The following is a 25,413-nucleotide window of genomic DNA, read 5'->3' as shown; positions in this document are numbered from 1 at the left end:
AAGGCAGAAAGCAAAAGGAAAAAAGATTTTGTTTCATTTGTTGCTAGTGCTAACTGCCACTAGTTGGAGTCTCACTTACTTAAAAAAATCTCTTTTTAATTACAAACAACTTGTTTTTACACAAAAATTTGAGTGTAGTGCCAATTTTAGTGACCAATAACACAGAACTTGTTGCTACATAAACGTTATCTTTAGAAAAGATTTAAGTAAAATTTCAGAATTTGAGGGGTACAGGTGAATTACATCTTGACCCTGTTTACAGATTTTAGGTTTGACTTCGTTCATATCTTCCCCCTTGTGGGCAAAACAAATCATCAATCCGAAGTCAAAAATCTAAAATAGTCTAACTCTGGAAGTTAAAAATGAGGAATGAGAAACTATGGCTCAAATTTCAGCTTCTAGCACTGGCCAATTCTCTCGTGATGCTCAATTTTGGCACAACCTTAAGAATGCAATTTCTACTAGTTCCGGTTTCCAGCGCTGGCAACTAGAATGTACTGCTCAATTACAAGGTCTGCGCCTAGAACAGCAAGTCCAAAGGTATTTACGAGAAACCTTAGAAACTTTAGCTTATTAAAAAAAACAGTAAATCTTTTGAGACCTGTTGACAACTAGCGGAGTGTATGGGAAAAATTTCCCAGAGCTTTAACCGCAAACTCCATGACAAAATTTCACAATAGCAAAAAAATTACCTCTTTTAATCTAATACGGTTTAATTAACCCCCCAGACTAAACACTGTGGCTCAAGTTAATTGAACCGTATTATTTTGTAATCACAATTTTGGCTGAACAAGCGTTAATCATCCAGTATAGTTTCGCATGGGTTTTACAGTTAAACCCTGTTACCTTAGACTATGTTAAAAGTCGCGTCATCAAGTACATCAGAAAAATAAAAATGAAATATAGGGGTTTTCATATCTCTACCTTAACCTTAGGAACCAGTCTAACAGCTTTGTTAGTTATTGCTGGCGCTTCTATGCTACTGCCCAGTACAGTCAATGCTAGTTCCAGACCAACTTTAACTGCACAAATTCCAGCCAGTGCCACAGTGATTTACGTAAATCCTGTTACTGGTAACGATCGTAACAGTTTTGGTACTACTCCAGAAGCACCATACAAAACAATTACCTTCGCTATTTCGCGGGCCCAATCAAATACAGTTATTCAACTAGCACCTGGTAGCTATACCAAGGATACTGGAGAGACTTTTCCCTTGTTACTCAAACCAGGAGTAATACTTCTGGGTAATGAAGCTATCAAAGGTCAAGGAACAGCAATTATAGGTGGTGGTTATTACACCAGTCGCACCTTTGCTAGACAAGACATTACAATCTTGGCTGAGAATAACACTACTATTACAGGTGTCACTGTTACTAATCCCAATTCACGGGGTACTGGGATATGGGTAGAGTCAAGTAATCCCACTATCAAAAACAGTACTTTTACAAACAGTGCTAGAGATGGTGTTTTCATTACAGGTACAGGAAATCCCAAAATTGAAAATAACGTCTTTGTGAAAAATCAAGGCAATGGGGTTTCAGTAACTAAATCTGCTCAAGGTGAGATCCGCAATAACTTATTTCAAGATACTGGTTTTGGTTTGGCTATTGGTGGTGCTGCCACAACTCTAGTAGTAGGTAACAACATCGTTGGTAACAACGACGGGATGTTTATCTCAGAATCGGCTCAACCTGTACTGCGTAACAATGTTATTCAGAGTAATAAACGAGATGGTATTGTAGCCACAATTGATGCTCTTCCCAATCTCGGTACTAATGACAACCCTGGTGGGAATCTGATCCGTGATAACGCCCGTTATGACTTGAATAATTCGACGAAGGTTAACAGGATTGTTGCTATTGGGAATGATATCGATCAAAAGCGCATTTTCGGCGCAGTCGATTTTGTGGCTGCAACTGTTAACCAACCTGGTGGGCCTGTAGTTTTTCAGGATGTGCCTACAGGTTATTGGGCAAAAACCTATATTGAAGCTTTAGCTTCCCAAAATATTATTGCAGGTTTCCCCGATGGTACTTTTAGACCCAATGAGCCTGTTACTCGCGCTCAATTTGCTACCATTATCACCAAAGCGTTAACACCCCCGGCTAAACGTACAGCTATTCAGTTTAGGGATGTGGCAAGTAATTTTTGGGCTTATGGAGCAATTCAATCGGCTTACCAAAGTCAATTTGTAGCTGGGTATCCTGATGGTACGTTTAAACCACAGCAACAAATTCCCAGAGTACAGGCATTAGTTGCTCTAGCTAATGGTTTGAATTTCACTGCCAATAATAACAATATTCTCAGTTTTTACACTGATGCGGCTCAAATTCCCAATTATGCGATCGCTCCTGTTGCGGCTGCAACTGCAAGGCAACTAGTGATTAATTATCCTATGGTGCAACAACTTGATCCTAATCGTGAGGCAACTAGAGCAGAAATTGCGGCTTTTGTTTATCAGTCACTTGTGACTATTGGCAGGGCGCAACCAATTTCTTCTCCCTATTTGGTGACAGCACAGTAGGCTAAGTTGAGAAACTGAAAGCGCCAGACTATGGGTAAAATTTTCATCGGGCGCTTGATGTAATGTGACGTGAGTTCGACGAATTTGTAGAACCCCTCTCCAAACCTCTCCCCGTTGCGGGGAGAGGCTTAAAATTCTTAATTTTAAGCCGTTAAAGACGTTTTTGCCGACTTTGTTCCCATTTCCAAAGAAATATCATCAAGGCAACTATTCCCACTTGCAGCGCGAAATTGGGCAAAGTGCTGTCGATATTCTTGCCAGCCAAGAGTTTAAAAAAGAAGGTGAATGCGCCGATAAAACCAGAAGCACCAACACCTATATAGATAAATTGCCGCAAACCACGATAGGGGGCTGCTATTTCGGCTTTCAGGTGGGCATATTGTTTAGAGTTAAAACGATTTTGGGAATTTGGGTCTATCATAGGTAAATAATGATATAATATCAAATTGTGTATGCCGATGTGGCTCAGGGGTAGAGCAACTGATTCGTAATCAGTAGGTCGTGGGTTCAAATCCCATCATCGGCTTTGGTTATTCAATATTATTACCGTCGCTTTCTCTTATAAAATTTGATCGCATCCCTCTATGAAGGTAAACCTGTGATTCCTGCTTGGCTGGACTTGATTTATCAGCCTACGTTCACACCCTCAAAATTAATCGCATCAGCACCGTAAATAGACCTATTTAGATAATGTGGTGCTTTATAATGAGTATGTATAAAATTTAGTTCACATAAAACCGACTGAATATATCACTCCTTTGGTAACTAAAGTTATCGTTTTTTGCTGTGTAAAAATTAGGAAATTTGAAATTAGAGGAAAATCTTGCTTATGAACACCGGATTTTTTGCTTACAGTGGTACACCAAGCTATTCTGGTGAATCAATTGAAGATGCAATTCATCGAATTAACAATACTAATGTAACTACTCTTAGGTCTTGGAAAAATTCTAGTGTAAGTGGCAAGATAATCATTAAAGAAGTTATAAATGCTATAGATGAGGCAGACTATTTCTGTGCTGATTTAACTGGTCTTAGCGATAATGTTTTATTTGAATTAGGCTATGCAATTGCTAAAGATAAACCTATTTGGCTTATACTCGATACATCTCATACCGTATCAAAAAGAAGGTTTGATGAATTAGGGTTACTAAGATCAATCGGTTATACTCGATATCATAATACTAATGATATTGAAAAAAATTTTTTTATTGATAATCCGTTTAATGATGAAAGCGGTCACTACAAAAAATTTTTAGAAATGGTTGATCGCAATAGAAGTAAAAGTATAATTCTATTTTTAAAAAGCCAGATTGATACAAATTATAGTCAGACAATTACCAATTGTATTATGAAGGATAAATTGCCTTGTATAACAGATGACTCATCAGAGGTGAGAATTCAATCACTTACATGGTATTTGCAAGGGTTAAATAGTGTTAATGCTGTCTTAACAGAGTTTTCAAGTACAGATAGAGAAGGATTTGAAATTCAAAATTCTAAATGTTCTCTAATTTCAGGTATGGCTCTTGGTTTAGGTTTAAACCTTTTAATGGTGAGTGAAGAGCCATATAAAGTTCCAATAGATTACCAAGAATTTTTCATAAAATATGATAATCAATCAAAATGTAAAGATGTAATTACATCATTTTTAAGACCTATTGAAGAAACTGCATTAGAATCATTATCAAAACAACGTACTAATAGAAGAATCGAAAGGCAAAGAACAGAACTACAAAAAATTAATTTTGGAGAATATTTAGCAGAACAGGAAAGTAATGAATTGTATGAATATTATATTGAAACATCTAGATTAACGAATATATTAAAAAATGAATACAACATAGTAGTAGGTAGAAAAGGTTCTGGTAAGACTGCTACTCTTTATTTTATGAATGAAGATTTAACTAGAGATGCTAGAAATCATGTATGCTTAATTAAACCAATTGATTTTGAATTGGATGCTCTACTTCACTTACTTAAAAGTTTGCCAGAGGAGTATGAAAAGAGCTATTTAATTGAGAGTGTATGGAAATTTTTAATTTATACAGAAGTTTCTAAATCTGTATATGAAAAACTAAAGTTAAAGTACCTATACGCTCTAAGTCAGGCAGAAATTAGTTTTATCGATTTTATAGAAAGCAAATCTAATATTTTCTTAAAAAATTTTTCTGTCAGACTTGAAGAAGAATTATCTAATATTACTAACTTTGGCAACAGAGAAAAAATTTCAGATTTCAAGGTGAAAGTCTCGGAAGTATTGCATGAAGAAACCCTAAAAAACATCAGAGATTTGCTTAGTGAAATTTTTGACAAAGGCAAGAAAATTATAGTACTTATAGATAACCTTGATAAATCCTGGAGAATAGATGCTAAACTTGAAATTCAAAGTAAATGGATTCTAGGCTTACTAGGATTAACAGAGCGAATAATTAAAGATTTATATTCTTTTAGAGTTAAGGGTGTAGAAAAAAAGATAGGATTTCATTTAACAATCTTTTTAAGAAGTGATATTTTTAACTATATTCTTAAATATGCTATAGAACCAGATAAAATAGCGTTCACTAGACTTGAATGGAATGACAGAGAAATTCTGTTTAGAATTATCGAAGAAAGATTTGTACAATTAAATAACAAAACAGTATTATCTTCAGAATTATGGGAAAAATATATCACTGAAAAAATTGATAATATGCCGATTAAAGAATATATTTATCAGAATATAATGCCACGACCTAGAGATATTATTTACTTCTTTAAAGAAGCTCAGAATGCTGCCATTATGAAAGGGCATTCCAAGATTGAGGTAGAAGATGTACAATTAGCATACAAGGGATATTCCAGCTGGTTCTTTATATCTCTCATTGCAGAAAGTAAAATTACTGTAGAGCAAATAGAATCTTTTTTATATGAATTAGTAGGTTCACCAAATATCATAAATAAATCAGTTATCGTTGATGGTATGAAAAACGCTAAAATTACCATAGATACAGAGGAAAAAATTGACGATTTTATTGATTATCTGGCCTCAGTTTCAATTATTGGAAGAGAAATTAGATTGAATGAATTTCGCTATGAGTATGATGCTGAAGAAGCAAATAAAATAAAAATATTAGCAAAGAAATTTAATAGCGATAGATTCAGAATTCATAACGCATTGCTTTCCTATCTTGAATGTTCATTTATTCTGTAATACAGCGTTTATCTTCAGAGAGATAAAATGTAAAATTATTTTATCAGCCTTAAAATAGCATAAGTCATCAACATTAAGTAAGGAATTGCCATCACTAATGGTATATATTGCTCAATATTCGCTAAACGAATATATTTTCTAGTTTTGTCTTCTTTAAGAATTTGCCACTCTCTATCGTAACAAGGAAATGGAAGATAAGTTTCCATTTCATGAATTACTTTAAATTTTAAAGAGTTTAGTTGCTTGTAAGAACGCACATTTATATTCCATAAAAAACATACGACTAACCCTAAAAAGCAGATAGAAATAAGAACTATATTCTGAGAAACATCAAAAACTTCTTTATTATTTGTTATTGCTAATAAAGCAAGCAAAGCGGAAAGGATTGATATATAAATACTACTAGTTTGTAGTCGTCTTGAAGTAACCCTATCCATCATTTCAACGTAAACTTTATATTGTTCTAAAAGGTGAACGTGAAAGTCTTTTCCATATATATCTTCGGATAATTTAGTTGTATTTATCTTGTTTGTTTGGGTATCTAAGCTTTCTTGCGGAGAAGTGTTAACATTACTATTCAACTTTTTCTTCAAAATGTCATCGTGCATAATAATACTTAGCAATTCTATTTATATGGTATATCAACTATGTATCAAATATCTAGTAAAAATCTATATAGATAAATTACTTCATAATGGAACTTAGTTAGGTAAAAAACACCGATAAAATAGCTGAAAACACATATCCCAAGAGACTTTGACTAAATGACTCAGTGATCCTCTAGTGAGCTTTAAGCGACTCCTTTTATAAGAATTTAGTATATAAAGTTACAATCATTGGCTGTTACTTCTCTGACTTCTGTTCAAGGTAGTGAATAATAAAGTTCAATAAAGTTGATTTACCAGAACCCCAAGAGCATAAAGTACCATTCAATCCTATGACAAGGTGACTCAATATAACAAGCAGTACATAACCAAATCGGCTCTATTTTCATCCCCGCCCCAGCAGATGCTAACATCTGCAATAACCTATCCACATCAACCCCCACAACCTTAGCAAATGCCTCAAACTGCTGCCGAGATGGTGGGGGGTTAAACCGAAATTTTTCCCAACGAGCGATGGACGTAAGCGATCGCCGTAAGCCCCAACCTAAGCGATACCTTTCCTACGGAACACTACGTGAACGGTCAGCTTTGCGATCGCACCCCAATCACCCCAGGCCTTTCAAGTTACCCAAAAAGGTTGACAAGTTCTGTGTCAATTCAGGTATTTTCCCATGCAAGGCCGTAACTTTTAGCAGGAAATGGCGTAAATCCTTGCGTTGTATTACAGAGATAGTAAGAAAACCCCAGTACCGCTATAATTTATCTCTATCGGATACCTATAACTCGTAGCAACCAGAGATTCACCAATGCAGACTCTATTTAGCCTTGACGAAGTAACTAAAAATTTAGAACAACATGAAAACTCAAAACGGATTAAAAAATTAATCTTTTGTGCTTGTAAAAATGTTTGGGAGAATGATCAAGATACCTTAGATCAGTTTAAATTACAAGAATTAATTGAAGAATTATGCAGCTTGAACCCCACCATAGAACATTGGAATTACACTTTATCTGAAGTTGTCAAAACCCTGAATAAAAAGTCCGAATATACTCTTGTCGCCAGTGTAATTTTAAATGAAATAGAAAAAATATATATAGTACCCGAAGAAGTAACAGCAATAGTATTAAAACAACCTACTCAAAATGAAATATCATCCAAAAGCTTACCAGAAAAATCTCATAGCAAGGCAATTAAATCTCAATATAACCAATTTGATTTACGTCAAAATCTAATGAAATATACTAACCCACTTAGGGCTAAAATAGTTTTATTTTCTGCACTTTATAATAAATTTACTTTCAAGGAAGAAGACTGGCTAAAATTGAAGACTAAAGAACTTGATGTTTTGTTGCAAAAGTTATTTGATTCTTGTGCCACTCTCAAAGAGCTAGAATCTAAACTAAATAATACTATTAGACATCTAGGCAACTCAGATGAAAATACTCAAGCATCTAGTGCAATCATTCGCGTTATGCAAGATTTTTATGGCGATATTGTATCTACACAACAAGAAAAAGCGTTGAATAACTATTCAATTCCAGAAGTTAAAACTATAGTCAATACCAGTTATCAACCTACACCAATTGATGAATATGAATATGACGAAAATGAGGATAAGGATGAATATGAAGAGGATAATAACACTTGTCAAATTGTCATGTCACCTCTAACAAATACACCTGACAAAAAAGAATAATAGCAATTTTAGACTATTTTAAATCTTGTAAAAATTGAGAACTTGTAATAACTGAAACTGAAAAATATGAATGCTAATGAACTTCTTAAGCAATATGCAAATGGAGAAACAAAATTTATCGAGGCTGACTTAAATGGGGTCAATTTATTTGGAGCAGACTTAATTGGTATACGTTTAAGTCGCGCAGATTTGTGTAACACTATCCTAATTTTTAGCTATCTCAATAGAGCAATTCTCGATAGGGCAAATCTCATTTGTGCAAAACTAAGTGGTGCTAACCTAAATCAGGCAAGTTTAATCAGTGCTAACTTACATGATGCGGATTTGCATGGTGCAAGTTTACAGGGTGCTGATTTGCGTAATGCGAATTTAACTTTAGCGGATTTGCGGGATGTTAACTTAATGGATGCAGATCTGCGTGGTGCTGATTTAAGTGGTGCTAACCTAAAAGGTGCTTGTTTACGTGGTGCGAACCTGCGAGAAGAAAAAAGAACCTACAGCGCTATTCTCCGAGGTGCTAACCTCAGTAAGGCTGATCTGCGGGGAACCAATTTAACTGGTGCAGACTTAGCTAAAGTTGATTTTAGTGGTGCTAACTTGAGTGAAGCAATGCTGCGTAATGCTGATTTGAGTGATGCTAACTTGAGTGAATCTATTTTGAATCAAACAGGTTTGAGTGATACTAACCTGGAGCGTGCTAATTTGAAAGGTGCCAACATGATCAATGCCAGATTGGAACGGTCAAATCTGAATGAAGCCGAACTTACAGGTGTTAATTTGTATGGTGCAATTATGCCAGATGCTAAACTAACTAAAGCCAAGTTGAGTCGAGCAAATTTGAGTTTTGCTAGATTGAGTAGAGTTGATTTAAGTCGGGCTAACCTGCGTGAGGCTAACCTAACGGAAACCGACTTGGTTGATGCCTATCTTGCCAAAACAGACTTGACGGGTGCTAATTTAAGTCAAGCGAATCTGATCAGAGCAGAAATTAGCAGTACAAATTTGACTGGTGCAGATTTAACTGGCGCAGTAATGCCTGATGGTAAAATCAATTACTAAATATTAGGTTGTGAATTTTAGCTTTGTAAATACAGCGTATTTATAGAAAACTTGATAAGTGTAAAACTCAGTCTCTTTCAAGTTGAAATATAAGCGATTCGTAGAGTTTAGTAGGATCAGAACTTACACAAAACATCACGAAAGTAGGGGTAATTCATGAATTACCCCTGCGAAAGAATCAGGTTTTTGATTATTTCTTGCGTAAGTCCTAAAGCTCTCTTGATGGTATGCAAATTACATTTCAGAAAAAATTAATAATATGATCCAAATACCAACTTTTAATTCTGTTGCAGAACAACGGTTATATCTTCAGCAGCGCCTAGCTGCTGCATTTCGCTTATTTTCTCGGTTTGGGTTTGATGAGGGTGTTGCTGGTCATATTACTGCACGCGACCCCGAAAATCCTCAAAATTTTTGGGTTAACCCCTTTGGAATGCACTTTGGTTTAATTCGAGTGAGCGACCTCATTTTAGTTAATCATCAAGGTGAGGTCATTTACGGTAGTAGTCCAGTAAATCGGGCAGCTTTTGCTATTCATTCCCAAGTTCATGCAGCCCGTCCTGATGTCATTGCAGCGGCTCATGCTCATTCTATCTACGGTAAAAGCTGGTCAAGCCTTGGCCGTCTGCTTGACCCGATTACCCAAGATGCTTGCGCTTTTTATCAAGACCATAGTCTGTTTGATGACTACACAGGTGTTGTTCTTGACCCTAAAGAAGGTCAACGTATTGCTCAAACTCTAGGTCAAAATAAAGCTGTCATTCTCAAAAATCATGGACTGCTGACAGTTGGTCAAACAGTTGATGAGGCTGCTTGGTGGTTCATCACAATGGAGCGTTCTTGCCAAGCTCAATTATTAGCGGAAGCGGCTGGAAAACCTAGCCTGATCAAACCAGAGTATGCTAGTTTGACCCAGAGCCAGGTTGGTTCCCATGAATTGGGTTGGTTTAGCTTTCAATCGTTGTACGAGATGATTGTCCGACAAGAACCCGATTTATTGAATTGAGCGCCTTTTGTTTGCGCTTCATAACTCCTGTCGCACCCAAAGCCCCCAGTGCCAACATTCCCAAAGTTACTGAAGGTTCAGGAATCTCTTTCAGTGATTCTTGCGCTCCTCTTGCTACTATGCTGTGCATATAGGTTGTAGGATGCAATTTATCCCAAAATAAATACTCGTCTGGGTTGTTACAAAGTGTCTTAGCATCGCTGTCAAAACAAGCGTCAGTCACATTTTGTAAACCAAATTTTTCTGGTAATGCGATCGCACTATTTACTAAAGAATTAACATCAAAAAGAGTGATATTCAGGCTTGGTTGCTGCTGATTCAACCCATTGAGAGCCTGGCTTAAAGTCGAATTATGCAATCCAGTTAAAAAGTTGAGTTGATCAGAATAAAGACCCCCATTAGTCAAAGGAACATCACCCAAATTAGGTAAATTAGCCACTAAGAAATTTTTAGCACCAATAGACGCAAGTGAAGTAATTGCACTCGCCAAATTGTTGACTATTTGAACAAAATTTGTGTTTCCTTCACCAAGATAATCATTAGCACCTGCTGATATTATGTATAAAGCGTTTTTATCAGCTTGCGAATTAGTTCCCTTAAAAGCCTGAATTTGTTGTGTCAAGCCTGGGAAATTTAAGGGATTCTCAATAATATCCGGGGTTAACGGATCATTAAACAGGGTGTTAACAGTACTAGTAGTAGCGCCACCAAATGCATAGTTAGTTTCTTTTAAACCTAGATTCCCTGCCAGGTATTCTACCCAGACTGGCCCATTAGAAAAACGTCCATTAAAGTATGGAGCAGGTGGAATTCCATCATCTATAGCTGCTTCGGTGAATTTGAATGTATTGCCGTTATCAACAGTGCTGTCTCCAAAAGCAATAATTTGACTAAAAGTTGCTGCTGAAGCTTTCAGTGGCAACATAAAAGAGAAAACAACAAACCCGGCCGCTACAACTTGTTTTTTCATGTTTATTTAGATTGTTGGTATTTTTTGTGAATCTTGCACATCAATAAATCTGTAGGGATTAGTAAACCTACGGTTATTTATGAAGTTGTTAAAAAACTCATGCAACAAAGTGAAAAATTACGATGCTTGCAATCTAAGTATTTTTACAAAATTTGAGATCTGTTTTTTCTGCCAGCTTGACTCAGCGCAAACTGCTGTAAGTTAATTTACGTAATTATATTTAGTTTATGTCAAGATATAGGATCTTATTTCAATAAAAACCCTGAGATTTACTTTAACTTTATAATTAATGGCGTATTATAAAGGACTTATGAAGTTATAGATATCAAAAACCCATAGTCCAAATCTTGTGTCTGGTGATAGGAAGTTGTATACTCAACACGCCTTAATCATTTGATTCTATGGGTAGGAGTTTAGCAGTGTTCATTGGTGTCAACTTAACGTGAAAGCTTTGTAAAATATCAGTTTCACCCTTTCTCGTTCCCATACTCATATGAAAACAGAGGCAGAGCCTCTGTAATAGCATTCCCAGTCAGAGACTGGGAACGAGATATCATCAGGATTTGAGCTTAAGTTGACACCATTAAGCAATGCACTTTACCCCTACAAATCTAGGTTTTTCGTAATTTCGTAAAAGTCCATGTCCCAACCGTGTTTAGTAGACAAAGCTAAAAACGTCTATTCTGGTTTTTAATTTTTTAACTTTAAAGCCTCAGTTGCTGTTATTCCCTCGCTCTGAATGCCGAAATACCACAAAGCTGCACCAGCTTCAGCACGAGTCACGGCTTTCTTGGGTTGAAACAGCGTTGTATAGCCAAAGACTCGCCGGATATTTGATTGTTCAGCATTTTGGAAATCTGCCAAAATTGCTTTTAATGCTTTAGGCTCAATTTTTTCTGTATCTTGGAAACCCCAGGTTTGTTTGACTGCTTCTAAATTGGCAGCAGGTAAAGCTTGGCGAGTATCTAAAGGTACTTTCCACAATAGTAATTGTTCTCGTGTTAAAGGTGCATCAGGACGAAATAAAACTGCTGTAGCATCTCCAGATAGAGAACTGGGAATTAAACCAGCTTCGGCTAAACCCTGAATTGCCGGAAAATCAGGATCTTTGGCTAAAACATCTCTAAAAGCGGGTTGATTGCTTTCTGATGCCAAACGCACCTTTTTAGCGGGATTATTACCATACATGGCATTATTAGCAGCCACTAACCAACGTGCATATTCTCTGCGGGTAATGATTTTATTGGGTTCAAGAAGCTTAGTTTGAGTTGTGGAGTTGCTTTTAGTTGTTTTTGGTTCTATGGACAACACACCTAAGGTTGCTAAATCTTGAATGTGTTGTCGCCATTCTGGTGGGACTTTATTTAAATCGGTGAATTCTTGAGATTTAGATGTTTCAGATTGGTTTATTGGCGATTTAACTACATTTGTAGTGGGGGGAACTGTAGCGGGTGAAACAGGGCCAATAAATGTTGGATCACTTGACTGGGGAACTTCGCTAGAATTGGTATTTGGTTGAGTTGAAGTAGTTGTATTATTAGTTACGTATTCAAGTAGTAATTCAGTTGCTGTTTGGGGTTGATTGGGTGCAGCGTTGGTAACTGATTTTGGTTTAATTGTTACGTTCAACAGTAAATTATTTCGTTTTACTTCAAAAGCGCTTTCGACATCATCTTTTGGCTGTTGCAAGATTTGCCAGTTATTCCCTTGGAACTGACTACTGTAAAAGCTGGCAATTAAATTGCTGGGGTCAGAACTTTGCCAACGAGTACTTATTTTATTTTCTGATTTATTTTCTGAACTACTCGCAGGTTTAACTTCTTCAAGTTTGGCATTGGGATATATGGGAATATCTTGGGGAAAGTCAGCAGGTAACTGAACTGTGGATGCGGTTGCTACTTCCTTACTCTTAGTTTCGTCAAAAACCGCAGGATTAGTTTGCAGCCTGGGGTCTGCCGCCAAAGACTGCTCCAAATTTTTAGCGGCTGGGCCGTTAGCGCAGGCTGTTAAGGAACAAAGTAAAACAGCCAAACTGAGAAAGATAAGTGGACGTTTATAGAGCAGCACAGGAAATTACAAATCGAGTTTCCGTTTCTACCCTAGCATTTTCAACGAAACTGGTAATGGGTAATTGGTAATTGGTAATTAGGAAAAACTCTTCTCCCTCTGTCACCTGTCACCTGTCACCTGTCACCTATTCACCTATTGACATAATTCTCTAAATCTTCAATTTCTGGTGTGGGTAACTGTTTGAGAACTCGCCAGAGAATGGTGTAACTGCCATCAGGGCGGCGGCGGACGGCGCGGAAGGCAAGAATAGTATCACTACTAGGTATTTGTCCTATTTGCTGGGTAAGGCGGCTATTTTGGGGGGAAATGGGTTGACGATTTAAGATAATTTCTGGAAGTTGGAATTGAAGCGATCGCACTAAATAAGTATGATTTATTTTGGCTGTAGCACCAGCTAAAAATATTTGCTGCTCCTGCCAGTTCTGATCCTTACCTGTTAAAAACCTCCGTCTGTCTATTTGTAAGGCTTCCAACTGCTTCGGAGGCTGGTAATTAAGCAAAAATTCTCCCGTAGAGGCAGAAACAGCTTGTAGTTTTTCATCCAATTTTGCTAATGGCACATCACCCACATCTATGATGAAGCCATAATCTATTCCTTGATGGACTAACTGGAAGTTATCGCCCATCATCTTCAGTGCTAAACTAGGATTAAAATCTCCCTTCACCTCACCCACCGAGGGAAAAGGATAACGCTCACTAACACTGGCTTGCAATCTATTCTGGAGAAGATTCAGCGGACGACGGTAAGCTGAATCAGGTAAAACTCGGAAAATTCCCGTGTTAGGCAGTTTCAAAAAATGAGCGTAGGTTTGTCTTTCTTGGGAATCAATGTCGTAAGCAAAACGGTCAAGTGTCGCAACGTCTTCCTGAGGATTTATAAATTTAATATTTGCGGGAAATGCTTTTTGGACTGCTGTCAAGATTTGATTAGCAGTTTTAAGAGTACTAACAGCTTCCTCTGGTACAGCAATAGCAGGTTGCATGGGCGCTACATAGTTAGCTAGTGCTGTTTTTGCAGTGCTGCCAACTACAGGTAATGGAGATGAAGTTAAATTTGGTTCCCTACTAGCAAAAGGTGTGGCTGGTTTGCCAAGATTAGGAAGCTGCACTGGTGCAATGGTAAGTACCGGATCTGATTGTCGTTCTCCAGAAACTAAGGGTAGGGGTTTAACTAAAGCTAACTCACCTCGTCTAGACAACAACCGATCTATAACTGGGTACAACTTCAACAATTCTTGGTTAGAAGCGTACAAAGAGCAGTAAATTTGTGATTGGGACTCAGTTAACTGGACAGCTAAAGAAGACTGTGGGGAAAATTCTCCTCGTGAATTACACAATGTTTTCGGACTTGAGTATTGACGCGTAAGAAACCTTTCCACAGCATAGGTACGAACAGTTAATTGTCCTCGTACGGATCTCATTTTATTGGGGTCTGGATCAATAAATGCTTGCTCAAGACGGGCTACTAAATAAATTTGCTGCTGTACTAGTTGCACTGCTGTAGTATAAAATTTTTCAGTAGCTTCTTCTGAAGCCAGATTTTGACTCAGGTCAAATTCCGCTTTATTTTGACTCAAGTCAAATCCCGCTTTATATTCCATAGCTAAGGTGAAGTTGGGAGTAGAAACTAGTGAAAAAGGAAGCAAAAGTCCCAAAAAGATTTTACTCATGTCAAAAATGTAGATCAGATAAGAGTATGAAAAATCTAAAATAGATATTAAATTGGAAGAAAACAACGACCATCGACAACCGTCAATCTAGTTTACTTTCTGTAAAGCGTCGCCAGGTTGTTACCAGTGCTGAAACACGATTACATGCAAGTTTCCCAGGATCAGCCTATCTATTCTGAGGCTCCACTCCAGCTGTTGCTGTTTGTCGATGGGCGACCGAAGTCCCGACAACAGGTACAGCGAATACGCGCCTATCTAAAAGAACTAGAAGCTGAGTATAGTTTTGAACTTCAAATCATTGATGTCGGGCAACAACCCTATTTGGCGGAACACTTCAAATTGGTAGCTACGCCCGCCTTAATCAAAATCCACCCTGAACCCCAGCAAAGTCTGGCTGGCAGTAATATCATAGCCGAATTGAAAAACTGGTGGCCTCGCTGGCAATCTGCGGTAGACGCATTTTTAAAGCTACAGGAAGATCTACATGAATGTATGGATGAGAATGTCCTGGTGATTTCACCTAAATCTACAATCCGTTCTGTGGCTGTTTCTGCTGAGTTAATCAAGCTTTCAGATGAAATTTTTCACTTGAAGCAAGAAAAAGAAAAGCTGCAAGAACAGCTACAGTTTAAAGATCGAGTGATGGCGATGTTGGCACATGACCTCCGCAATCCTTTAACAGCGGCGGCTATAGCTATAGAAACTCTCCAATCTAACTACAATGCTGATAGGGGAGAATTCCAGCGTCTAAAACCGGGCATGATTGTCCATTTATTAAAACAAGCCCGCAGTCAAACGCGAATCATTGATCGGATGATAGCTGATTTGTTAGAAGTTGGCCGTGGTAATGATACGGAATTCCCGATTATACCGCAAAAGCTGGAATTGGGTAAGCTCAGTTTAGATGTTTTGGAGGAATTGCGCGATCGCTATATTGCCAAATCTCAAAAAATAGAAACAGATATCCCCAGCGATTTACCCTCTGTATATGCAGATCCAGAACGTATCCGCCAAGTGCTAGTTAACCTTTTGGATAATGCCATTAAATACACACCAGAAGGCGGGATTATTAGTATTGCTGGACTGCACCGCACCACTCAAAAAATCCAATTTAGTATTGGTGATACTGGCCCTGGTATTCCCCTAGAAACCCGCGATCGCATTTTTGAAAATCATTTCCGTTTGCAACGTGATGAAGGCAAAGATGGTTATGGAATTGGTCTTTCTTTATGCCAACGCATTATCCAGGCGCACTATGGTCAAATTTGGGTAGATTCATCCGCTAATGGGGGTGCATGGTTCCACTTTACTTTACCAGTTTATCCGTCTTAGATAAGCGGTCAGGAGGCAGGAGGCAGGAGGCAGGAGGCAGGAGGCAGGAGTCAGGAGTCAGGACTTACGCAAAACAGAACAGAAGTAGAAGGAAGTGAAGTAAGACCCTTAAGGGAAGAAAACTAAATGCTTACATGAACTTTAATAAGCAATTTAATAAATGCCAAATCCATTAATGTATCAACAGGATAACTTTGTTGTTCTGGAAACAAACCAACCAGAACAATTTTTGACGACATCAGAGTTATTAGAAAAGTTGGCAAATACTTTGCAGCAACTTCCATTTGATGACTTACCTCCTGATGTGCAGAAATTTAAACTGGTATCAGATCAAGCACAATACTTGATAGATACCAGTTGTGAGTTAGATATTGGCCCTGGAAAATATTTACAGTGGTATGCAGTGCGACTAGAAAAGTAAATATTTGGTCATTGGTCATTGGTCATTGGTCATTGAAAGAACTTCTACCCATTACCCATTACCCATTATCCATTACCCATTACCCATTACCAGCAATTATTGTTGAGTGGTAATTAACTCCAGTTCAATTTTATCTTCACTAGGTTGTGTAATTTTCACATCAACATTAGGAGCGAAATATTTGATCATTTTTTCGTGTTTTTCTTGCCAAATATCCAGCGGAATGAGGGGTGAATCAAATTCTAAAATAATACAATAAGCCCCATTAACTTCTGTTTCTCGCAAACCAGTAACTATTGGTCGTTCGTCGTTGCTAGGATTCAAACCCAGGTAAGTAAGCGCCCTATCAAAATGACCTGCTTGACCATAGCAAAATCGTGTGATATCAGTACGAACTCTGTTTTGAGTCACAGTTGCTTGCTGTTTCCTTAACTCCAACACTGACGGTGTGGTAGTTTGACTAAAAGGGATGGGCTTGAGTTCATTGGCTTTGAGTGCTAAACCTCCCAAGAAGAGAGGAAACCCATAGAAAAATCCCACAAGATTAAGAGAAGCATTATCAGCAGCATAGGCGACAAAGCCAACTATGATTAATATGCTACCCACGGTTAAACCGAGTGTTCCCAAAGAAATGTTGCCTAGCATGATTTGAGGTTAATATAATTACGTCACATCTTAGTTTCATAATCATAAAACCTTACGGTAGTTTGGCAACACGATTAAAAATACGTTAGGAAATAAGCTGAAGCTTTTATCCTATTTTGCGTTAAGTTAAAAACTGAGAATACTTATTAAGACTGGAAAAAACAATGGATTTGCAAACAGTTAAAGAACGAATTGCTGTAGTACAGAATAAACGTGACTACCTGCTGAGTCTATTAGAACAACCCAATCTAGGAACTTTGAGAGTTGATGTCAATCAGGCTTTAGAAGAATTAGATGATTTAATTGATGAATTTCGCCGCACTATTCCAGAAGCAGGAACTAATTAAGCTGGACTGGTTCTGAAGATAGAATAGAACGTCGGTCAACCGTAAATTTACGGTTAAACCGACACTTATAAACTTAAAAATAATTTTTTCTGAACCAGAATTTAGATAATTTAGCCTCTAACTGAATTTTTGATAGATAGCACGCTGGCCCATCTGTCTAACTAAAGCGATGAGTTGAGTTGTAGGTGCATCTTTGTTGCAAACTTCATCGAAGTTAGGCATCGCCTTTGTCTGCTGCAAATGTGCATCATCAATCGAGGAGTAAGCCAGAATTTGAGTATTAGGAGATATGGATTTAATATAACTAGATGCTCGCCAACCATCCATAACTGGCATATGTAAATCTAGAACAATCACATCAGGTTGAGAAATTTTGACCATTTCTATAGCTTCTTGACCATTACTAGCTACACCTACTACCAGCATATTTTCTTGGCAAGAAAAAGCTAATTGCAGGCTTAAACGAGTCAATTCATGATCATCAACCAATAAGACACGCAAGACAGAAGACTCACAGGACAACATTAACATTCCCGGCCACAGACAACTACATACAAGAATTCTTATAGTTTATGGGAACTAGTGTCATTCTTGACTCTATCTTATGGTGGAATAAATGGGGTTTATTTATGAAGTAATGATGAAGTTATGATGAGAGTTTTTAGAAAAAATAAATTTTTCTTAAAAACTCCTAAATTAGTACACCTTTCAAGGTATATTTATGCGTCTCTTTTAAGGTTTTAGATTTTTAAGTCATACCTACAGAGCGTAATGCCATAGACATGAGATTTTTTTGTGAATTAGTTTCTGTGCAATCATCACTGGGAAGTCTTTGGATATAACTACCATCAGGTTGTAATTCCCAAGCTTGACGATTATCTGCCAACATAATTCCCAATATTTCTTGCAAATCTTTAGCAATATCTTGGTCTCTAATTGGAGTAATTACTTCTACCCGACGGTCTAGATTGCGGCGCATCCAGTCAGCACTACCAATATATATTTCTTCTTGGCTGTTGTTGTAAAAGTAGAAAATGCGAGAATGTTCTAAAAATCTGCCGATGATGCTGATGACGCGAATATTATCGCTGATGTCTTTGAGTCCTGGACGTAAACAGCAAATACCTCTGATAATTAAGTCAATTTGGACTCCAGCGCGGGAGGCTTCGTATAAGGTAGCGATGATTTTGGGATCGACGAGGGCATTCATTTTAGCGACGATGCGGCCAGAAAATCCATTTTGGACATTTTCGATTTCTCGCTGAATAAGTTCAAAAAAGCGATCGCGCATATTCACTGGTGCAACTAATATTTCTCGATAAGTCTTTTGGAGAGAATAACCGGTTAAAAAGTTAAATACATCTGTTAAATCAGCACCCAATTCTTCACGACAACTAAACAACCCTAAATCTGTATATAGTCGTGCTGTTTTCGGGTTATAATTTCCAGTCCCAATATGCACATAACGACGCATCCGGTCTTTTTCCCGCCGCACCACCATGACAATTTTGCTATGGGTTTTTAGACCTACCAAACCATAAACAACGTGGACACCAACTCTTTCTAAACGCCTAGCCCAGTAAATATTATTTTCTTCATCAAATCTGGCTTTTAATTCCACCAACACAGAAACTTGTTTGCCATTTTCCGCAGCAGCAATTAAAGCGTTAACGATTGGTGAATCTCCAGAAGTGCGGTAGAGAGTCATTTTGATTGCTAACACATTCGGGTCATGGGCTGCATGGGTAATAAAGCGTTCCACTGTCCCAGAAAAAGATTGATAAGGATGATGCACTAGCAAATCTTTTTCTCGAATAATGGCAAAGAAGTCTTTTCCTTCTTCTAGTTCCAATAAATCTGGATTGACGCTTGGTTCTCTCAGACGTTGTAAGCGGGAAGGGACGACTGATTGACGGGGAGGTTCTTTGAGTTCTGGTAATGGTAAAGCCATAAAATACATTAAATCTCGCAGTCCCAGCAAACCATCTACTTCATAAATATCGTTGTCGGTTAATTCTAAATCTTGCAATAACCTGTAACGTACTGATTCTGGAGTTTGAGATTTAATTTCTAAGCGGACTGGAGTTCCACCCATGCGGCGTTTGCGGAGTTCCTGTTCAATGGCTAATAACAGGTCATCGGCTTCGTCTTCTTCTAGTTCTAGGTCAGCATCACGAGTAATGCGGAAAGGGTGATATTCCTGAATATTCATCCCTGGAAACAAATCTTGGAGATTATGTGCGATCGCTTGTTCTAAAGGTACACCTGACCAATAAACAGGTTTTCCCTGATTTTGAATTGCTAAATCTGCGGGTAAAGGTAAAAAACGCGGTAAAACTTTAGGAACTTTGACTCGCGCAAAAAATTCTTCTTCCGTATCTGGGTTTTTTACCACCACAGCCAAATTTAAGCTGAGATTGGAAATATAAGGAAAGGGATGACTAGGATCAACAGCTAAAGGAGTCAGAACGGGAAAAATTTGTTCTTTAAAGTAATTATCCAGATAACTGCGCTGTTTTTGATTTAATTCTATGTAATCGAGGATGTAAATTCCCTGATTTACCAATAGAGGTTGTAAAATCTGCTCAAATTGCTCATTTTGTTTTTTGATTTGGGGACTGAGTTTTGAGCGAATATCATCTAGTTGTTGTTGTGGTGTGCGTCCATCGGGAGTTAATAAGTTAACTTTAGCTTCTACCTGTTGCTTGAGTGCTGCAACTCGCACCATAAAAAATTCATCTAAATTAGAACTAAAAATAGCTAAAAATTTGAGGCGTTCTAGTAGTGGTGTGCGCTCATCACAAGCCTCATGCAACACTCTACTATTAAACTCCAACCAGCTTAACTCGCGGTTTATATAGTATTGTGACTCATTCAGATTAATGGTAGGGTTAATTTTTTTGGGTTTTGGCATGATTACTTAGGAGTGAGTAGCTGTCGCGCAGCCAACGGGAGAAGTCTTAATCAATATAGTCAGTTTTGGTTAAGTGAAATTTAACAACCACATCCAATTTTAGATTTTAGATTTTAAATTTTGGATTGGTTCCACAGATCAATCCGGGGGCTTGTACCATCAAGGAATTATTGCAGGACTTACGCAAAACAGAACGGAAGTAGGGGTAATTCATGAATTACCCCTACGCAAGAATCAGGTTTTGAGTTTAATCTTGCGTAAGTCCTATATTGGTAAAAATAATGTTTCAAGCCACTCGTCGCCGTCTTGCCCTTTGGTACACTGCTGTTACTGCTATCTTACTACTCCTGTTTGCGACTGGTGTGTATTTATATGTTCGCAGTACGCTAGTTGAACGAGTTGATGATACTTTGAATCATGTAGTAGAAGTAGTAGAGCGATCGCTCGTCATTGAACCAGTTAACTTCCAAACTAATCAAATTCGCGTCAATATAGAAGCCAGTTTTCGCAACAATGCTGATAACGCAGAAGATGATCACATTGATCTAGAATGGTTTAGCCCCACGGGAAAATTACTTTGGTCAACATTCTCCGAACCTTTAGATATTCCCATTCATAACAATCCCACTGGGGAAACTGTGCGCGTAGTCGGAATGGGACAATGGGGTGATAGTGATCCTCACTCACCACTCTTATTAAGACAAATCACACAAAGAGTAGAAATGGGAAGACAGGTATTAGGCTATCTGCGCGTCAGTCATCCCTGGTTTGAAGTGACTAAACCCAGTCGTCAGTTGATATTCGATTTGGCTTTGGGTACTGGATTAATGGTGATTTCTGTAGCAGCTAGTGGTTGGTTTCTTTCTGGTAAAGCAATGGAACCAGTAGGGGAATCTTACCAACGTCTCAAACAATTTACTGCTGATGCTTCCCATGAACTCAGAAGCCCGATAGCTTTAATTCAAACCAATGTCCAAGTAGCCCTTGCTGATTTAGAATTAGCAGAGATAACAGCGAATAATTTTGTAAATTATCGACAACAATTAAAAATTGTAGAACGTTTAACCCAGCGTTTAGGTAAATTAGTCAATGATTTACTATTTCTCGCACGACAGGATAGTGGTATTAGCAAAGAGGTTTTTTCACCATGCCCTCTTGATGCTTTATTAATAGAAGTTGTGGAAGAACAGCAACTTTTAGCTACAGAAAAAGACATTACGCTAATTCTCAATTTAATTGATCCGCCATCAGAACTCAACCCCGAATTGCTAGAAAATTGGTTTACTTTAACAGGGAATTGGGATCAACTAGTGCGTTTATGTACAAATTTGATTAGTAATGCTTTGCAATATACCCCGATTAAAGGAGAAGTAAAAATCGAGTTAGCGAGATTAGAGGGAATAAATCGGGTTTCGGGAATGCGTTACACCAGTTCCCAGTTACAAATAAAAGTTAGTGATACCGGAGTTGGGATTCCTCCAGAGGCTATACCACGCTTATTTGACCGATTTTATCGAGTTGATCCAGCGCGTACTCATCAGACACCAAAGATAGCTAATACCACAGGTTCAGGATTAGGATTAGCGATCGCGCAAGCTATAGTCGAACGTCATCAAGGTCAAATTCAAGTCGATAGTATCGTTGGTCAAGGTACTACTTTCACCGTTACTTTACCAATAACTCTTCAAAATTAATGCTTAATGCAATGTGAGTTCGGTGTTGGGAGTTCGGAGTTTCTCCTCCGGAGACGCTACGCGAACGGAGTTATGATTTTTAAGGGCGAGAGAATAAGGGTTTGAGACTCTTACTTGTGGCGAGTTTTCCACAAATTATCTTATGTCGAACTCACGTTAATGCAATATAGCCGTTCCCATACTCGTGAGGTACAAAGTTTTTTCATTTTAGGGAACTCTTATAGCGGTTTTTTGAAAAGTCTCCTTCCATGTCATGCTGAGGAACGAAGCATCTCAGTATGTGGGCTAAACTCCAGATTCTTCGTTGCGTAAGACTCCACATGGCTAACGCCACGCTATGCCTACGGCACACTACGTGAACGCGAACAGAATGACAATTATACGTCCCTAAACTTTTCAAACATCCTCTTATAGCGGTTTTTTGAATTTTGGAATTGCTAATAATCGCAGACATTTAATTTTCTAATTTTGAATTAACCGGATTCATCCATTTTTCTAATTGACTAATGGCTTGAGAAGAAATCAGTGTTAAACACAAGTAAATCACAGCTACGGCAGCATAAATTTCAAAGGCACGATAATTTCCTGCCACTATTAGCTGTCCTTTACGAAACAATTCTTCAAAACCAATTACCGCTACTAAACTAGTATCTTTTAATAAACTAATAAATTCATTACCTAAAGGTGGAATCATGCGTCGGAAGGCTTGGGGGAAAATAACATGGCGCATTGTTTGTAAAGGATTTAAACCCAGTGAACTCGCTGCTTCTGCTTGCCCAAGTTCGATTGATTGAATCCCAGCCCGAACAATTTCGGCAATGTAGGCAGAACTATTTAAACTTAAAGCAATTACTCCAGCGACAAGGCGATTTAATGAAAAGGTAAAACCTAATTCTTGAAAAAATGCCGGTAAACCAAAGTAAATCATAAATATCTGCACGAGTAAGGGAGTGCCTCGAAAAAAATCTACATAAGCCCTCGCTAACCAATGTACAGGTTTAAGTGCAGAAAGGCGAAAAATACCAATTAATGAACCAAAAATTAAACCAAATATGATTGATATTAATGCTAATTGCAATGTTACTAATACGCCAATTAATAATGTGGGTAAAGATTGCCATATTAAACTAAGAGAATTTAATTTATCTGTATTTTGATTGGCAAATAATGATTTTTCTGGTAAAATTGGTGGTGTGGATTTAAACCATTTTTGGTAAATTTGTTGATAAGTTCCGTTTTCTAATATCTTGGTTAAACCTTGGTTAATCGAAGATAAATAAGGGGAATTTTGAGCGGTAGCAATTCCGTAGAATTCCTCTGTTAGCAATTGTTGTATGACTTTGATTCCTTGCAGATTATTTGTATTAATGGCGTATAACGTTACGGGTGCGTCATTAATAACTGCATCGACATTGCCATTGAGTAGTTCTTGCAGTGCTAGAGGTGCAGAATCAAAACTGCTAACTTGCGCCCCAATGACACTTTTGGCTTTTTCTGCGCCTGTGGTTCCAATTTGGACGGCGATTTTTTTATTTTGGAGACTGTCAAAACTAGTGATATCTTGATTATCTGTGCGAGTTGCTATCGCTAATCCGGCTTTAAAATAAGGACGGGAAAAAGCTACAGTTTTTGCCCTCTCTGGGGTGATGGTAATTGAACTAATCGCCGCATCTATGGTTTTTGCTTGCAGTGCGGGGATGATGCCATCAAACGGTAAACTCTGAAAATCTACCTGAAAATTAGCCGCATTCGCAACCGCCCTCATTAAATCAATTGAAAAACCTTCTAACTCACCACCTTTCCCCTGTAACTCAAAAGGAGGAAACGCTGGTTCAGTAGCTACTCGCAAAGTTTTCCCATCAACAGAATTGACACTACAGCCAGTTAATAACCAACAACTAAACCCAAGCACCAAACACCAATGCAAACAACGCTCAAAAGTACATTTAAACATTTTTATTGATTAATTCAATCTTTGTTTTAACCATAAAGCCAATAAAGGCAAAGCTAACCGATAACCTTGTTCAGCATTATAAATTAAACCTTTATTTTGTAACCCGGTTAAACCACCTTGGAGACTACCACCTCTAGAAAGTCCATGTTTTTGGATATATTCTTTACTTTGTGGTTTGTCTGTAGGATCAATCGCTAAACATTCTAAAAGATGTATCTGACTTGCAGGAAGTAACATTAATAAAGATTCATAAGTTATAGATAAATCTTTGAGCATTCCTTCAATGACTTGCTGTACTTCTTGTTCAGTAATTAACCCTTGATGATGTGGCAAAGTTAATAATCGGCGAATTAATGTCATCGCATCACCGACGTTTCCCTGAACTGCATCTAAGAATATTTGTAATGCTTTGGAATGAGGATCAAATTTAAGATTTTCTGTATGTAAAATTTCTCTTGCCCACAATGCTAAAACATCTTTGGCTAAAGGAACTAATTGGATTGTGTCTATTGAATAGCTATTCTCATCTGTATGATTGCTTGTCTCACCAATTGTCGCCAGTAAAACATAACTAACATGAGGATGATCTTTAACTTCTTGTCTAAATTTTGATTCCCATAAACTATTGCGATCCCAAGAGCGAATATGAGGGAAACTCTGTAAAATTAAAACTATTCTCTGATCTAAATCAACAGCGATGATTTGCAACAGATCAAGCAAGATTATAAATGCTTGCCATAGCTGTTTTTGATCCAGAGAACGCACTAATTTAAGTTTACTTTCTGCATTAAATATAAAAAACTCACTTGCAGTTTGTTGAAGCCATTTTTCGATTTTTTTTGATTCCCAGTTTTGGCTAATTGCTTCTGCTAATAATTGCAAAAATCTTTCTCCATCTGTAGCACGGATACAGTCTATATCCAAAACCACTGCACTCACTTCCTGCGCTGCTACCCTAACTAAAGTCCGTCTTCCGCTTCCAGGGACTCCAGTAATCAGCAAATCACCATCCTGGGCAAGTATTTCTACAATGCGCTGAAATTCTAGGGAACGCCCAATTAATTGTAAAGAAGTAGACAAATCCAAGTTCACGGGTTTCTCGACTCTGGTTGTGGTTCGCGCTGTTAGGGAAAACATAAATCATTAAGTATAATTATGATTATCATTTAAATAATTTAGTGCTTTAACGAACTTAGCACTAAAGATTCGTGCTATTAATAATTTAACACTTTATACAACTGAAAAACAACCTAATATCCAAATCCCCACTCAAGGAAGTCGGGGACACATCCCCTATCCCTTATTAAATTATTAA

The 25,413-nt window shown here is 37.7% G+C and carries 21 protein-coding genes and 1 tRNA gene; 11 read left to right on the top strand and 11 right to left on the bottom strand.

Going from position 1 to position 25,413, the window contains the following annotated elements; translation table 11 throughout:
• The first annotated feature begins 379 nt into the window (after positions 1–379).
• Both AC012T_RS14815 and AC012T_RS14810 read left to right on the top strand, forming a co-directional pair.
• The gene (locus AC012T_RS14815; RefSeq protein WP_487059457.1) at positions 380–577 is read left to right on the top strand and encodes a hypothetical protein; all 198 of its coding nucleotides are present in this window, start codon (positions 380–382) and stop codon (positions 575–577) included.
• Positions 578–895: 318 nt separating this feature from the next.
• Entirely contained in the window at positions 896–2,524 is a 1,629-nt protein-coding gene (locus AC012T_RS14810; RefSeq protein ID WP_487066601.1) for a DUF1565 domain-containing protein, read from the top strand.
• A 151-nt stretch (positions 2,525–2,675) separates the two neighbouring features.
• On the opposite strand, the gene AC012T_RS14805 is transcribed toward AC012T_RS14810, so the two are convergent.
• Positions 2,676–2,945 carry a DUF3493 domain-containing protein gene (locus AC012T_RS14805; protein WP_487059455.1) on the bottom strand — a complete coding sequence of 90 codons (270 nt, stop codon included), beginning with the start codon at positions 2,943–2,945 and terminating at the stop codon, positions 2,676–2,678.
• A gap of 33 nt (positions 2,946–2,978) precedes the next feature.
• Here AC012T_RS14805 and AC012T_RS14800 point away from each other — a divergent pair.
• Together AC012T_RS14800 and AC012T_RS14795 are read left to right on the top strand one after the other, a co-directional pair.
• A tRNA-Thr gene (locus AC012T_RS14800) sits at positions 2,979–3,050 on the top strand.
• A gap of 303 nt (positions 3,051–3,353) precedes the next feature.
• The gene (locus AC012T_RS14795) at positions 3,354–5,714 is read left to right on the top strand and encodes a P-loop ATPase, Sll1717 family (protein WP_487059454.1); all 2,361 of its coding nucleotides are present in this window, start codon (positions 3,354–3,356) and stop codon (positions 5,712–5,714) included.
• 35 nt (positions 5,715–5,749) lie between these two features.
• Here the strand turns inward: AC012T_RS14795 and AC012T_RS14790 are convergent, their stop codons facing one another.
• A complete protein-coding gene (locus AC012T_RS14790) occupies positions 5,750–6,322 on the bottom strand; it encodes a RipA family octameric membrane protein (RefSeq protein ID WP_487059452.1) in 573 nt (190 codons plus the stop codon).
• A gap of 235 nt (positions 6,323–6,557) precedes the next feature.
• The gene (locus tag AC012T_RS14785) at positions 6,558–6,647 is read right to left on the bottom strand and encodes a P-loop NTPase fold protein (RefSeq protein ID WP_487059450.1); all 90 of its coding nucleotides are present in this window, start codon (positions 6,645–6,647) and stop codon (positions 6,558–6,560) included.
• Between the two features lie 478 nt (positions 6,648–7,125).
• Here AC012T_RS14785 and AC012T_RS14780 point away from each other — a divergent pair, with 478 nt between their 5' ends.
• The 3 genes from AC012T_RS14780 to AC012T_RS14770 all read left to right on the top strand — a co-directional run bounded on the left by AC012T_RS14780 (position 7,126) and on the right by AC012T_RS14770 (position 10,081).
• A complete protein-coding gene (locus AC012T_RS14780) occupies positions 7,126–8,016 on the top strand; it encodes a hypothetical protein (protein ID WP_487059448.1) in 891 nt (296 codons plus the stop codon).
• A gap of 66 nt (positions 8,017–8,082) precedes the next feature.
• On the top strand, positions 8,083–9,075 hold the full coding sequence (locus AC012T_RS14775) for a pentapeptide repeat-containing protein (RefSeq protein WP_487059446.1): 993 nt from the start codon (positions 8,083–8,085) through the stop codon (positions 9,073–9,075).
• 259 nt (positions 9,076–9,334) lie between these two features.
• Positions 9,335–10,081: a class II aldolase/adducin family protein gene (locus AC012T_RS14770; protein WP_487059444.1), complete on the top strand. Its 747-nt coding sequence runs from the start codon at positions 9,335–9,337 to the stop codon at positions 10,079–10,081.
• Here AC012T_RS14770 and AC012T_RS14765 read toward each other — a convergent pair.
• The 3 genes from AC012T_RS14765 to AC012T_RS14755 form a co-directional block, all read right to left on the bottom strand.
• The gene (locus AC012T_RS14765; protein ID WP_487059442.1) at positions 10,023–11,051 is read right to left on the bottom strand and encodes an SGNH/GDSL hydrolase family protein; all 1,029 of its coding nucleotides are present in this window, start codon (positions 11,049–11,051) and stop codon (positions 10,023–10,025) included. The two genes, AC012T_RS14770 and AC012T_RS14765, sit on opposite strands and share 59 nt — an antisense overlap.
• Positions 11,052–11,741: 690 nt before the next feature.
• Positions 11,742–13,118 carry an S-layer homology domain-containing protein gene (locus AC012T_RS14760; RefSeq protein ID WP_487059440.1) on the bottom strand — a complete coding sequence of 459 codons (1,377 nt, stop codon included), beginning with the start codon at positions 13,116–13,118 and terminating at the stop codon, positions 11,742–11,744.
• Between the two features lie 131 nt (positions 13,119–13,249).
• Positions 13,250–14,791 carry a hypothetical protein gene (locus tag AC012T_RS14755; protein ID WP_487059438.1) on the bottom strand — a complete coding sequence of 514 codons (1,542 nt, stop codon included), beginning with the start codon at positions 14,789–14,791 and terminating at the stop codon, positions 13,250–13,252.
• Between the two features lie 126 nt (positions 14,792–14,917).
• On the opposite strand from AC012T_RS14755, the gene AC012T_RS14750 reads away from it, so the two are divergent.
• Together AC012T_RS14750 and AC012T_RS14745 are read left to right on the top strand one after the other, a co-directional pair.
• Positions 14,918–16,123: a histidine kinase gene (locus tag AC012T_RS14750; protein WP_487059436.1), complete on the top strand. Its 1,206-nt coding sequence runs from the start codon at positions 14,918–14,920 to the stop codon at positions 16,121–16,123.
• A gap of 160 nt (positions 16,124–16,283) precedes the next feature.
• Positions 16,284–16,544 (top strand): CRR7 family NDH-1 assembly protein, encoded by a 261-nt coding sequence (locus AC012T_RS14745; protein ID WP_015214612.1) that lies wholly within the window; start codon positions 16,284–16,286, stop codon positions 16,542–16,544.
• Positions 16,545–16,640: 96 nt separating this feature from the next.
• On the opposite strand, the gene AC012T_RS14740 is transcribed toward AC012T_RS14745, so the two are convergent.
• The gene (locus AC012T_RS14740) at positions 16,641–17,189 is read right to left on the bottom strand and encodes a DUF2854 domain-containing protein (RefSeq protein ID WP_487059434.1); all 549 of its coding nucleotides are present in this window, start codon (positions 17,187–17,189) and stop codon (positions 16,641–16,643) included.
• A gap of 164 nt (positions 17,190–17,353) precedes the next feature.
• Here AC012T_RS14740 and AC012T_RS14735 point away from each other — a divergent pair, with 164 nt between their 5' ends.
• The gene (locus tag AC012T_RS14735; RefSeq protein WP_438891112.1) at positions 17,354–17,536 is read left to right on the top strand and encodes a hypothetical protein; all 183 of its coding nucleotides are present in this window, start codon (positions 17,354–17,356) and stop codon (positions 17,534–17,536) included.
• Positions 17,537–17,653: 117 nt separating this feature from the next.
• On the opposite strand, the gene AC012T_RS14730 is transcribed toward AC012T_RS14735, so the two are convergent.
• Positions 17,654–18,067, bottom strand: coding sequence for a response regulator (locus tag AC012T_RS14730; RefSeq protein ID WP_487059432.1), 414 nt, complete (start codon positions 18,065–18,067; stop codon positions 17,654–17,656).
• 217 nt (positions 18,068–18,284) lie between these two features.
• Positions 18,285–20,450 carry a polyphosphate kinase 1 gene (gene ppk1, locus AC012T_RS14725; protein WP_487059430.1) on the bottom strand — a complete coding sequence of 722 codons (2,166 nt, stop codon included), beginning with the start codon at positions 20,448–20,450 and terminating at the stop codon, positions 18,285–18,287.
• A gap of 281 nt (positions 20,451–20,731) precedes the next feature.
• Here ppk1 and AC012T_RS14720 point away from each other — a divergent pair, with 281 nt between their 5' ends.
• The gene (locus AC012T_RS14720) at positions 20,732–22,144 is read left to right on the top strand and encodes a sensor histidine kinase (protein WP_487059428.1); all 1,413 of its coding nucleotides are present in this window, start codon (positions 20,732–20,734) and stop codon (positions 22,142–22,144) included.
• A gap of 454 nt (positions 22,145–22,598) precedes the next feature.
• Here AC012T_RS14720 and AC012T_RS14715 read toward each other — a convergent pair whose 3' ends face one another.
• Positions 22,599–24,098 (bottom strand): ABC transporter permease subunit, encoded by a 1,500-nt coding sequence (locus AC012T_RS14715; RefSeq protein WP_487059426.1) that lies wholly within the window; start codon positions 24,096–24,098, stop codon positions 22,599–22,601.
• Positions 24,099–24,107: 9 nt separating this feature from the next.
• A complete protein-coding gene (locus tag AC012T_RS14710; protein ID WP_487059424.1) occupies positions 24,108–25,235 on the bottom strand; it encodes an ATP-binding protein in 1,128 nt (375 codons plus the stop codon).
• Positions 25,236–25,413: the final 178 nt, after the last annotated feature.

The sequence above is a fragment of the Anabaena sp. EIM26 genome, from assembly GCF_057568715.1.
The sequence above is the reverse complement of the archived record's forward strand: the minus strand, read 5'-3'. Positions and strand labels throughout refer to the sequence as shown.